This is a genomic window from Mesorhizobium sp. WSM4813, assembly GCF_055811555.1.
This window is the reverse complement of sequence record NZ_JBVVQU010000014.1, coordinates 62,384-74,178: the sequence shown is the minus strand read 5'-3', so window position 1 is coordinate 74,178 and position 11,795 is coordinate 62,384. Positions and strand designations below refer to the sequence as shown.

Here is an 11,795-nt window from a genome sequence, read left to right as displayed (position 1 = left end):
AAGCATCACTTCTTGCTGCGCGAGAACTTGCCAAGGAATTTGCCGAGGCCCGCTTTCTTTCTTGCCTTGATTTCGCTGCGCCCGGTCAGCACATGGGCAATCTCGTTGATCGTGCCGACAACCGGGTTCTTGGCATCCATTTCGCCGAGCATGCGCCCGTTGTTGGCGGCGTTTCCGAACAGCAACGGTTCGAAGGCAATGACCGACATCGGCGACAGGCCGAGCGAATCGGCGAAGTCGGATGACGAAATCTCCGGACGCTTTGGCACGCCGGCCTGATTGATGATCAGCTTCGGCGGCGGATCGTTCGGGCGAAGCCGTTTGAACATGTCGACCAGATTCTTGGTGTTGCGCAAATTGGCCAGCTCCGGCGTCGCCGTGATCACGATCTCGTCGGCCTTGACCAGTATGTTCTTGGTCCATCCCGTCCAGACGTGGGGGACATCGAGCACCAGAAGCGGCACGCTGCGCTGCGCCGTGTCGATAAGCTGCGTGAAAGCGTCGGGATCGAAATCATAGACCCGCTCGAGCGTTGAAGGCGCTGCAAGCAGCGACAGATGCTGGGCGCACTGGGCAAGCAGCCGATCAAGATAGACCTCGTCGAGGCGCTCCGGTGAGAATACGGCTTCGGCAATGCCTTGCGCGGGATCCTGATCGAAATTGATGTTGGCCGTTCCGAAAGCCAGGTCGAGATCGGCGACAACCACTTCGGACTTGAACAGCGACGACATCGCCCAAGCCACATTGTGGGCAATAGTCGAGGAGCCGACGCCACCCTTGGCACCGATGAAGGCGATCGAGCGGCCGATCGGCTCGGCTTCCGGATCAACGAAAATCGTCGATATCACGCTGACGATATCGGCCATCGACACCGGCGCGATGACATACTCGGAAATGCCGGAGCGGATGAGCTCGCGATAAAGCCCGACGTCATTGTAGTGGCCGATGACCACGACCTTCGAGGTCGGATCGCAATATTCGGAGAGCTGCGTGAGATGCTCGAGCAATTGCGTCGGCTCGCTGCGCGATTCCAGCAGGATCAGGTTCGGTGTCGGCGCCGATTGGTAGAATTCGATGGCGGTGGCGATGCCGCCCATATGGACCTTCAGATGGGCCTTCGCCATGCGACGATCCTCGCCGGCGCGCTCGACCGGGTTGGCAACGCCCTCGGTCTCGCAAAATGCCTGAATCGAGATGCGCGGAATCGGCCGCAACGCGTGCATGGCGGCGATGTCCTGCTGCGAGGTTTCGCCGCCATCTACCGCTGTGTCGTAGGCAAGATTGCTCATCGTCATTTCTTTCCGTGACTCGCGCGGCTCAAGCTCAATAATCAACTTCCGAATTGCCGAGGAACTCGTCCGAAATGCCTCTCTGGCGATAGACGTCGATCACCGCGCCGCGATTTTCCGCGTCGATATCGGATTGCTTGCGCGGTCCGAGCAGATCGGTCGGATTAACCATCTGGGCGGCAAGATTGTTCTGATACGAGCAGCCGAAATCGGCATAGTGCTTGTTTTCCGAGGTCTGCAGGAGGTCTTCGGGCCAGCGTCCGCATCTGTCGGTCTGCGCCTTCACCGAGACATAGGCGACGCGGATCGGCGCGGACGCTTCGGCCGAAACCGACTGGTAGGCGGTCATGACGATCCGGTTCCGGCTGATGCCGCTGGCAATCGCAAGTCTGGCGAAATCGCGGCCGGCCGCGGTCGCGGCGATCTCGTTGGCCGAACCACTCGGGATAGAGATCGTCAGAGTCGGAGCGGCGCTCTTGTCATACCCGTCCAGGAAGCCCAGAAGGGTATCGCGCTGAGAGTCGGTCATGCCGCGATCGCCGGCGCCGACCGGAAGGTCGATCTTCAGGTTCTTCTCAGCAATCACGATCGGATGGGTGGTGCGATAATCGTCCGGAACAGCGCCGACCGTGATGCTGTCCCGCTTGGCGCAGCCCGCCAGCAATGCCGCGATCGCGACGGCCAGGACCGGAATGGCTGGCCGGAAGATCCGCGAACGGCCGGACCGCACCGCTGCGGTGATCGCCCTTGCCTTCAACGCTGACTGAGACATGTCTGCTTCCCCGCTTACTTGTAGATGAACCCGACAACGCCGTGGTAACGGCCGTTGGGCTTGTCGGTCTGCATGGTGCCGTAGACGCGATTGACACGGCCTAGGAACATGCCGGCGCCATCGCTGGCGGCGTTGAAATTGTCGTCCGGCTTGGCAAGAGCGTTGCGCGTCACTGGCTTCACCAGGTAAGGCGTGATGATGATGACGAGCTCGGTCTCGTTGCGGACGAAGTCCCGGCTACGGAACAGCGTGCCAAGCACCGGGATTTTGGTCAGCCCAGGCAGGCCGTTGACGGCTTGCCTGATGTCATCCCGTACCAGGCCGGCGATCATCATCGAGCCGCCGGAAGGCAGCTCCACCGTCGTATCGGCCAAGCGTTTGCGGAGCGACAGCGCATTCATGCCGGGGCTTGTTACGCCATCGGACAAAGATACCGATCCCTCCGTCGTCGGCTCGGAAACCGACGTCCTGACCTTCAGGCTGATGCGGCCGGGAGACAGCACCACCGGCTGGAATTCCAGGCCAATGCCGTATTCGATCTTCTCGATTTCATACGTCTTCACACCGGTCTGGTTATCGTCGGACACTGCTCGGGAAGCGCTGGTCACTAAGTTAAATTCGCCGCCCACTTTGAAAGTCGCCTTCTCGCCGGATACGGCCGTCAACGTCGGCTCGGCCAGGGTTTTCATGACGCCTGACTGTTCCATGGCGTTTATGTAGGCGTCCAGCGTCGAGGTGCCGATAGCCAGGCCAGAGTTCGACAGCGACTTGCCCAAGCCGGCGAAGTTGTCGCTTATCGCGCTCCAACTGATGCCGTTGCTGCTGCCGCTGCCGATCAAGTTGACGCCGAGCTGCTTCATCACCGAGCGGCTGACTTCCGCGACCGTCACCTTTAGCGTCACCTGGTCGTCACCGATGATCTGCAGCAGGTTGACGATCTTGCTGATGCGACGCTCGGAATCCGGATTGTCGATGTCGACACCGGCTTCGCCCGAGCCGCCGGAGGCGGTCTGCGAATATTGTCCTGTGGTCGCTTCACCGCCGGACACGAAGATGGTGGCCAGATCGACCGCGCGCTTGGCATCCAGGGGAGTGTCCACGGTTCCGGTCAGGACGACGTTGTCGTTCAGCAATTCGACCGTGATGGTCGATGAAGGTATGAAGCGCCTGATATAGTCTTCCAATCCGGCGACGTCGCGTTCGACTGCCAGATCCAGGCTGACGATCTGTTCGCCATTGGGGCCGAAGACGAAGATGTTGGTGTCGCCCACCGCCTTACCGAACAGGTAGATGCGCCTGGCGGTGCGGGTCACAGCATCGGCCACCGCCGGGTTGGCGACGAGAATATCATAGGCGTCGCTCGGCAGGTCGATGACCACCGATTTGTTGAGGCCGAGCTTGACGCGCTGGGTGGCGGTCGATGCCGACACCTCGGCGTTCCTGCCTGCCGCATTCGCCTCGAGGAGGCCATGCGCATTCGTTCCAAGGAGGAACAGGCCGATTGCCGCAGCCAGGGTGACCGGCAGTCTAGCGTTTAGCCTCATTGCCTTGCCCCCACTTCGGAAACTTCGCCCGACTTGATCAACCGTACTGTTCCGCGCCGCCCATTGCCGGAAACGAGATAGTCGGCCTCGCCCAGGTTCTTCTCCTGGGTGTCGCTGATCGACCGCAGCGCCAATGTCAGGCGATCCGCCATTTGCTGGGCCACGGTGATGATTTCCGCCTGCTGCGATGTCAGCTCCAGCGTCGCGGTCTGGCCGACCCTGGTCCTCTTGCCTTCCTCGTCCTCCTGGATTGTCTGGTCGATCGCCAGGACGCGAATGTTCTTCAGAATGGTCTCGGTCGTAAAGCCGCTGCCGCCGGCCGCGGCATCGGCTCTGCGGGTCATGATGACGTCGACGAAATCGTTGGGAAGAATGAAGCCGCCGGCCGAAGTGTCGGCCGATACGGCTGTGGCGACGGCCCGCATGCCGGAGGGCAGGATCGACGACATGAAGCTTTGTCCCTCGCCGATCAGCTTGGAGCGCCGCAACGGCTCACCGGCATACATCGCTACACGGGCAACGCCGCCTTTCAGCTTCTCAACTGCATCGGGCTCCGCGGCGCGGGTGATGAAATTCGCGTTGACGCCATCGGCCGGCCAGGACTGCCAATTGATGTTGTTCTCGAGCGGACTGCCCATCGGAACGTCGCCGGTCAGGACAAGCACGTCCTGCAGCGCGATCGCCGGCGCCTCGGGCCCGGAATTGACGATTTGAGGCGGCGGAGCCGCCACCATGTTTTTTGCAACATATCCTGCACCACCCGCCGCGGCCACCGCCACGCCTAGAATGATCAGTCGGGATGCTGGCATCTGTCCGAACCTCGCCTTGGCAAAACCACGTAGCCAAGCCGGACCTTGCAGCGGCAATCGTCAAAACAAGGTTAATTTAATACTTACGATCGTGATTAATTTAAGGTTTACATAAATTTGACGCATCGCTCCGGACCCCAAAAAAGGCGGCCACTCCGCCTGCTCCAACGCCAAATCGAAGAATGGAAGACTTTGTCTGACGAAAAAATGTTCGCAGCGAGAATTAGGCCGCCAGCCTTGCAAGTGCCCACGTCATCAACGGCGAATTCGGAAAGGTGAGCAGGCCGCCAATGCCAAGCGCGATGCCATAGGGAACGCCTGATGTCTCGTCGGCGAAATGGCGTAAAAACGGATTGTGGCTTGTAACGGCCGCAAGCGGCGATTTCCGATAGATGAGGATTGCGAGCGTCAGCAGGCCACCGATGAACGTCGAGATCACGAGATATTGGATGAGATGGACATTGAGCCCCATCCACACGGCAGTGGCGGCCAGCAGCTTGGCGTCGCCGCCTCCCATGCCGCCCAGCGCGAACAGACCGAAGGTCACGGCGAGAATCAGGCCACCGGCGGCGAAATGCCAGCCATAGGTTGCCCAGTCCATTCCCGTCAGCGGCGCGACCAGGGCGAAGACGGCCACAAGCAGCACCGGCACCCGATTGACGATCGTCATCGACAGCATGTCAGAGATCGCGGCGAAAAGCATGCAGAACGGAAAGACAACAAAGATCAGGGCTTCAAGCATCGGCGCGGGCCTATGGTCAACTATACCTGGCCCATCTTAGACATGTTCGATTAACGATTGATGAGGCTGCGAGCTGAAAATCTGCGGTACGACGAAACAGGGCCGCCCGTGAGGCGGCCCTGTTCTAGAAAACGATCGGACGTCGTGATCTGTTATGAAGCGTTGACCGAAGTGGCGATCCCGTTGAACTTCGCGTTCAGCGCGTTGCCCAGCGAGCCGGCGCCGACCATGATGGCGAGCGCGATGAGAGCGGCGATCAGACCGTATTCGATAGCGGTCGCGCCGGATTCGTCCTTCACAAAACGTGCGATGAGATTAGACATTCGAGAGCTCCTACTCCACGTGTTACAGCAGTTCCGTCAACTTCTCTTGGCGGCTGATCGGATACTGCCAATCTACGGAGAAGCTCTTTCGATCGGCTTAATAAACAGCCTTACCGATTCCTTTCCGGCTTCGATGACATTGCGTGGTTAACCGTAAACTAAGTGACGCCTATGCCCGACAGGCACTTCAAGGGCCGCGAAAGGCGCAATCTAGCGATTGGGAAAGGGGGCGGCCCGAGCCAGGCGATCGCTATGCCGATCCCGACATCATCACCGCACCCCTCCGCTTAACCGTTGGTTCACCAATCTCGTTCATGTTCCGTTGAGCAGTTTGCCGCCGTGGAGCGCTTCAATGACCGGGCCGAGATCGTCCTTTCCGATTGCCGCGCTCCTTGCCGCCATCGCCTTTGTCGTGCCGGCCAAGGCTGGCGCCGGCATCGAGGTCACGATGAACCAGGCGAAGATCGTCAAACTGTCGCGCGCCGCCGATACGATCGTCGTCGGCAACCCGGCGATCGCCGACGCCTCCGTGCAGGATGCTTCGACGATCGTGCTGACGGGCAAGGGCTTCGGCGTCACCAACCTCGTCGTCCTCGATCAAGAGGGCCGTCCGATCGTCGACGAGCAGATCACCGTCGTGCGGCAGGACGCGTCGTCGGTGCGCATCTATCGGCGTGCCGAAATCCAGACCATGTCGTGCACGCCGTATTGCGAAAGCTCGTATAAAAGCGATGCGGAGAAAGCCTCGGAAGCCGAGATGAGCGCCGGCCGGTAACGAGCGAATGTTCTCACCCCGGTGAAAATGCCGCTTCGGTTATCAGCCTGTTAAAACCTCTCCTTCGAATTTAACGATCATCCAAACCGCACTTCAATGGGATTGCGCTAATGTCCCCTCCGACACCCCTTCAGGATCGGCAGGCACGGGATATGATCAAAGCAGGACCAGCGGGCTTTTCCGTGCGCTTCCTTGGCGACCGGCGCGGCAGCACGGCTTTGGAGTTTGCGATGCTTGCGGTGCCATTTGCGCTCCTCATCTTTGCCATACTGGAGAGCTGCATTTCATTTGCCGGGCAAGAGGTGATGGCCAACATCACCGACGATGTCGCGCGCCAGCTACGGACGGGCCAGGTAAGGCAGGCCGATGTGACCGAGGCCACGCTGAAGACCATGATCTGCAGCCGGCTGGAGATAATGGTCGCCAAGGACTGCCCGGGATTGGAGGTGGACCTGCGCGAGTATCCGACCTTCGCCGCCGCGGCCCAGGCGGGCTTCAAGATCCATGACCGCGAAATCGTGCTGACCGGCACGGACCCAGCGGCTTTTACGGTATCCCCGGGCTTGGCTGAATCAATAAACATGCTGCGGGTTTTTTACAAATGGCCCGTCATGACCGATTTCATGGCCAAGTCGATGGCCAATCTGAAAGACGGCAACACGCTGCATTTCGCATCGGTGACCTGGCAGAACGAGCCGTTCGACAATTGAAAACGCACCGTTGCGTGGGGTGGGAAAAGGACGAAGACATGGGACGTGCGGGGGCACATATGAGGATCGCTGGGATATGCACGAAAACCATCCGGTTCTGCTCTGATCGCCGCGGTGTCGCGGCCGTTGAGTTTGCCTTCATCGTGCCCGTCCTGCTGATCATGTACTTCATGACCATGGAAGCCTCACAAGCCATCGAGACCAGCAAAAAGGTCAGTCGCATCGGCAGCATGGTGGCGGATCTCGTTACCCAGCAGCAGACCATCACGGCAGCCGATCTCGATGCGATCATGCAGATCGGCAACTCCACCCTTCAGCCATACAACCGATCGACCCCGGAAATCATCATCACCGCAATACAGGTCACGGACGAAACGACGCCAAAGGTGCTGGTCGTGTGGTCACGCAAGATGGTCGGCGGCGCCTTCAGCGCGGCCGCCGCCAAGAACTCCATCACCAAGGTTCCACCGACACTCGAGATCAAGGGCACCTTTCTCATTCGCGTCGAAAGCAATCTCGCATACCAGCCGATCATCACGTGGTCGGCCGACAGTGAGAAGCGGCTTGGATTGAGTTCGGCTTTCGACTCGATATCGATGGGCGAAACCTATTATCTCAGGCCCCGCAGGAGCCCGACGATCCCCTGCAGCACCTGCTGAAACGACCGCGCCCGACTCCGACCGCCATTGGTCGTTGTCTAACACCAGGCGCACGATGGCTGCAGCCATCGCGTAATCCTTCGAGCCAGCGACGGCGCGCACCGGGTTTGACCAGGCCGCACCCACCGGCGTGATGGCTACTGATGCCTTCAAGGCACGCCTCATGTCAGTTCCCCGCTGGTTTTTCGTCGATCCACGCCGATGCCGGCATTCGCCACATCTCAACTATCGCGCCAAGCCGTCTGCTTCCGAATTGCCAATGGCGGCGCAGCCCCCTATGTCTGGGCGGACAGACAAACGATAACAATGAACCCCTGCAATGGCGCGCGCCTTCCTTTTTGTTCTCGATTCCTTCGGCATCGGCGGCGCAGCTGACGCCGAGCGCTATGGCGACGCCGGTTCCAACACGTTCGGACACATCGCCAGAGCCTGCGCGGAAGGCCGGGCGGATCGCGAGGGGCTGCGCGAAGGCCCGCTTTTCGTACCCAACCTGCTCTCGCTCGGCCTGGGCCACGCGGCGAAAACCGCGACAGGATTCAGCATCGACAGCGGCGGCAAGGTCCAGCTCGCCTCCGCCTTCCATGGCGCGGCGCAGGAGATTTCGAGCGGCAAGGACACGCCATCAGGCCATTGGGAAATCGCCGCCTTGCCGGTCCGCTTCGACTGGGGCTATTTCCCGGACACGGTTCCCGCCTTTCCAGCCGAACTGACCGAAGCGATCATTCGCGAAGGAGAGGTGCCGGGCATTCTCGGCAATTGCCATGCCCCGGGCACCGAGATCATCGGGCGTTTCGGCGAGGAGCATATCCGCACCGGCAAGCCGATCTGCTACACTTCGGTCGACTCCGTCCTGCAGATCGCCGCGCATGAAGTTCATTTCGGCCTGGAACGGCTCTACGAATTCTGCAAGGTGGTGCGCAGGCTGGTCGATCCGCTGAACATCGGACGGGTGATCGCGCGGCCTTTCATTGGCGAAACCACCGCCAGCTTTGAACGGACGCACAACCGCCGGGACTATTCGGTGCCGCCGCCGGAACCGACCCTGCTCGACCGGTTGACGGCGCGTGGCAGCCGGGTCATCGCGGTCGGCAAGATCGGCGACATCTTCGCTCATCGCGGCATTTCGGAAGTGCGCAAGGCCGCTGGCAACATGGCGATGTTCGACAAGGCGCTCGGCGCGATGGCTGACGCGGGCGACGGCGATCTCGTCTTCGCCAATTTCGTCGATTTCGACACCGAGTTCGGCCATCGGCGCGACGTTGCCGGCTATGCCGCCGCGCTCGAGGCCTTCGACCGGCGGCTGCCGGAGGCGCTTGCACGGCTGAGGCACGGCGACCTTCTCATCCTCACGGCCGACCATGGCAACGATCCGACCTGGCACGGCACCGATCATACACGCGAACGCATTCCGGTGATCGGCACCGGACCAGGTTTTGGCGGCGACATTGGGCTCAGAACGACGTTCGCCGACATCGGAGAAACCGTCGCCGAGCATCTTGATCTGGCGCGCGGCCGTCACGGCACCTCTTTCTATGCAACGATAGGCGGTCATGCCTGAGTTGCCTGAGGTCGAAACGGTGCGGCGGGGTCTGCAGCCGGTTCTGGAAGGGGCCCGCATCGCCCGCGTCGAGGCACGCCGGCCCGACCTGCGCTTTCCGTTTCCCGAAAAATTCTTGGAGAGGCTGACCGGCAAGACGATTACAGCGCTCGGCCGCCGGGCCAAATATTTGACGATGCATCTGGAAGGCGGTCCGGTGCTGATCTGCCATCTCGGCATGTCGGGTTCGTTCCACATCGAAACGTCCGATGACAGCAAAATGCCCGATAGCAGCAGCGAAATGTTGGGTGCACTTTATCACGAGCGTTCGAAAAGCGCGGTACACGACCATGTCGTCTTCCATATCGTCTCTCCCGAAGGCGCCCGGTCCCGCGTGACCTTCAACGATCCACGCCGTTTCGGCTTCATGCTGTTCTCCGAAGGGGCGCCCGACACGCATCCGATGCTGGCGGGGCTGGGCGTCGAGCCGACAGGCAATGCGTTGGACGGCGAGTTGCTCGCCTCGCTGCTGAAAGGCCGGAAGTCGCCGCTGAAGGCAGCACTTCTCGATCAGCGGCTGATCGCCGGGCTCGGCAATATCTATGTGTCGGAGGCCCTGTGGCGCGCCGGTCTGTCGCCGTTGCGCGAGGCCGGCTCCATCGCAAAGCCTGGAAAGAAGGCCAAACAGCAGCGCGACGCCCTGGCCGAAGCCATCCGCGCGGTGATCGCCGATGCGATCGCCGCCGGCGGATCGTCGCTGCGTGACTATGTGCAGACCGACGGCTCTCTGGGCTATTTCCAGCACTCGTTCGCGGTCTACGATCGCGAGGGCGAACCCTGCTCCAAGCACGGCTGCGGCGGCCATATAGAGCGCATCGTGCAAAGCGGGCGTTCCACCTTCTATTGCCGGACCTGTCAGTTGTGAGCTAGTGCCGGGTGTGAGTTGGGTGCCGGATGTGACCTAGATCCCGAGTGTGAGCTGGACACCAGATGTACGCTAGATGACCGAGCGAGGAGATACAGTCATGGCCTATGAAACGATCATCGTCGAAACCCGCGGCAAAGTCGGGCTGATCACGCTGAACCGGCCGAAAGCGCTCAATGCGCTGAACTCCCAGGTCCTGGCGGAAGTGGTCGCGGCCGTGAGCGGCTTTTGCGCGAATGCCGACATCGGCGCGATGGTCATCACCGGCTCCGAAAAAGCCTTCGCGGCAGGTGCGGACATCAAGGAAATGCAGGCGATCTCCTTTGTCGACGCCTATGTGCAGGATTTCTTCGTCGGCTGGGAAGAGTTCACCCGGGCGCGCAAGCCTGTTATCGCGGCGGTGGCCGGCTATGCGCTCGGCGGCGGCTGCGAACTGGCGATGATGTGCGATTTCATCATCGCCGCCGACAACGCCAAGTTCGGCCAGCCCGAGATCACGCTCGGCGTCATGCCGGGCATGGGCGGATCGCAGCGCCTCACCCGCTTCGTCGGTAAGTCGAAGGCGATGGATATGTGCCTGACTGGACGGATGATGGATGCGGCGGAAGCTGAGCGTTGCGGCCTGGTGTCGCGTGTGGTGCCCGCCGTCGAGCTGCTCGATGAGGCGTTGAAGGCGGCGGCCAAGATAGCCGATTTTTCGCTGCCGTCAGTGATGATGGCGAAAGAGGCCGTCAACCGCTCCTATGAAACGACACTGGCCGAAGGGCTGCGGTTCGAGCGCCGGCTGTTTCACTCGCTGTTTGCGCTCGATGACCAGAAGGAAGGCATGGCGGCCTTTGCCGAGAAGCGGAAGCCAAAATTCACGAACCGATAGATCGTGACGACAGCGGCCAGAAACGAGCAACCGCAGCGGCCAAAAAGAAGGCGAAGCAGCGTTGACGCGCCGGAAAAGCTGAACTATAAGCCGCACCAACCGAGGCGGCCCTGTGGCTGCCCGTTTGTTTTTGCGCCCTGCGACATCCCGCATGCGCTCACCAGATCAGAAGAGAGGCATCATGGCCAATACCTCCTCGGCCAAAAAGGCAACGCGCAAGATCGCCCGTCGCACGGCGATCAACAAGAACCGCCGCTCGCGCGTGCGGACCTACATCCGCCAGGTCGAAGAGGCGCTCGCCTCGGGCGACAAGGCTGCCGCGCAGGCTGCTTTCAAGGTGGCGGAACCGGAACTGATGCGCGCCGCGACCAAGGGCGTGGTGCACAAGAATACGGCATCCCGCAAGGTGTCGCGCTTGGCCCAGCGACTCAAGGTGCTGTCGGCCTAATATACCTTTACTGATCTTGTCTTGTTCAAGCCCGGCCGCTCGTGCCGGGTTTTTTCGTTTGCCGGCAAGTACTTAAAAAGAAATCTCGCAAACGGACACTCCGCACGATTTCAATGTTGGAAATGCTTTGCCGGCATATACATGCCTGCTGATACGCGCAGCCGCTGAAAGCGTTCACGGCGAGAATATCAGCTGTCAAAAATCAGCTTTATTTTTCAATAAGTTATTGACGGTCATCCACAGCTTGTTCACATCAGGCGTGAGGGACGGGGAACATTTGCCTGTCAAGAAAATTATTTCAGAAAATTTCGCGCGATGCGGCCTTTTTCATATTCGCCGGAAAAGGGTTTGAATCACAATGGCTTTGTCAAAACATACCAGTGCAACG

Annotated in this window: 13 protein-coding genes; 7 read left to right on the top strand and 6 right to left on the bottom strand. The window is 60.5% G+C overall.

Annotation, left to right across the window (positions count from 1 at the left end):
• Positions 1-5 precede the first annotated feature (5 nt).
• The 6 genes from AC0L25_RS10550 to AC0L25_RS10525 all read right to left on the bottom strand — a co-directional run bounded on the left by AC0L25_RS10550 (position 6) and on the right by AC0L25_RS10525 (position 5,479).
• Positions 6-1,289, bottom strand: a complete 1,284-nt coding sequence (locus tag AC0L25_RS10550) for a CpaE/TadZ family protein (RefSeq protein ID WP_473595418.1) — start codon at positions 1,287-1,289, stop codon at positions 6-8.
• Positions 1,290-1,323: 34 nt separating this feature from the next.
• The gene (locus AC0L25_RS10545) at positions 1,324-2,061 is read right to left on the bottom strand and encodes a CpaD family pilus assembly protein (protein WP_473595417.1); all 738 of its coding nucleotides are present in this window, start codon (positions 2,059-2,061) and stop codon (positions 1,324-1,326) included.
• A gap of 14 nt (positions 2,062-2,075) precedes the next feature.
• Complete coding sequence (locus tag AC0L25_RS10540) at positions 2,076-3,605, bottom strand: type II and III secretion system protein family protein (RefSeq protein WP_473595416.1); 1,530 nt, start codon at positions 3,603-3,605, stop codon at positions 2,076-2,078.
• Entirely contained in the window at positions 3,602-4,414 is an 813-nt protein-coding gene (gene cpaB, locus AC0L25_RS10535; RefSeq protein ID WP_473595415.1) for a Flp pilus assembly protein CpaB, read from the bottom strand. The genes AC0L25_RS10540 and cpaB overlap by 4 nt, the downstream gene beginning before the upstream one ends.
• Before the next feature lie 223 nt (positions 4,415-4,637).
• Positions 4,638-5,156 carry an A24 family peptidase gene (locus tag AC0L25_RS10530; protein WP_473595414.1) on the bottom strand — a complete coding sequence of 173 codons (519 nt, stop codon included), beginning with the start codon at positions 5,154-5,156 and terminating at the stop codon, positions 4,638-4,640.
• Between the two features lie 152 nt (positions 5,157-5,308).
• Positions 5,309-5,479, bottom strand: a complete 171-nt coding sequence (locus AC0L25_RS10525) for a Flp family type IVb pilin (protein ID WP_456002897.1) — start codon at positions 5,477-5,479, stop codon at positions 5,309-5,311.
• Between the two features lie 352 nt (positions 5,480-5,831).
• Here AC0L25_RS10525 and AC0L25_RS10520 point away from each other — a divergent pair, with 352 nt between their 5' ends.
• The 7 genes from AC0L25_RS10520 to rpsT all read left to right on the top strand — a co-directional run bounded on the left by AC0L25_RS10520 (position 5,832) and on the right by rpsT (position 11,407).
• The gene (locus AC0L25_RS10520) at positions 5,832-6,254 is read left to right on the top strand and encodes a pilus assembly protein N-terminal domain-containing protein (RefSeq protein WP_352964462.1); all 423 of its coding nucleotides are present in this window, start codon (positions 5,832-5,834) and stop codon (positions 6,252-6,254) included.
• 152 nt (positions 6,255-6,406) lie between these two features.
• Positions 6,407-6,964 carry a TadE/TadG family type IV pilus assembly protein gene (locus AC0L25_RS10515; RefSeq protein WP_473595413.1) on the top strand — a complete coding sequence of 186 codons (558 nt, stop codon included), beginning with the start codon at positions 6,407-6,409 and terminating at the stop codon, positions 6,962-6,964.
• Between the two features lie 38 nt (positions 6,965-7,002).
• Complete coding sequence (locus AC0L25_RS10510) at positions 7,003-7,623, top strand: TadE/TadG family type IV pilus assembly protein (RefSeq protein WP_473595459.1); 621 nt, start codon at positions 7,003-7,005, stop codon at positions 7,621-7,623.
• Between the two features lie 319 nt (positions 7,624-7,942).
• Positions 7,943-9,181 carry a phosphopentomutase gene (locus tag AC0L25_RS10505; protein WP_473595412.1) on the top strand — a complete coding sequence of 413 codons (1,239 nt, stop codon included), beginning with the start codon at positions 7,943-7,945 and terminating at the stop codon, positions 9,179-9,181.
• Positions 9,174-10,085, top strand: coding sequence for a bifunctional DNA-formamidopyrimidine glycosylase/DNA-(apurinic or apyrimidinic site) lyase (gene mutM, locus AC0L25_RS10500; RefSeq protein WP_473595411.1), 912 nt, complete (start codon positions 9,174-9,176; stop codon positions 10,083-10,085). Before AC0L25_RS10505 ends, mutM begins: the two co-directional genes overlap by 8 nt.
• A 100-nt stretch (positions 10,086-10,185) precedes the next feature.
• The gene (locus AC0L25_RS10495) at positions 10,186-10,959 is read left to right on the top strand and encodes an enoyl-CoA hydratase (protein WP_473595410.1); all 774 of its coding nucleotides are present in this window, start codon (positions 10,186-10,188) and stop codon (positions 10,957-10,959) included.
• 181 nt (positions 10,960-11,140) lie between these two features.
• Positions 11,141-11,407 carry a 30S ribosomal protein S20 gene (gene rpsT / locus AC0L25_RS10490; protein WP_029356919.1) on the top strand — a complete coding sequence of 89 codons (267 nt, stop codon included), beginning with the start codon at positions 11,141-11,143 and terminating at the stop codon, positions 11,405-11,407.
• Positions 11,408-11,795: the final 388 nt, after the last annotated feature.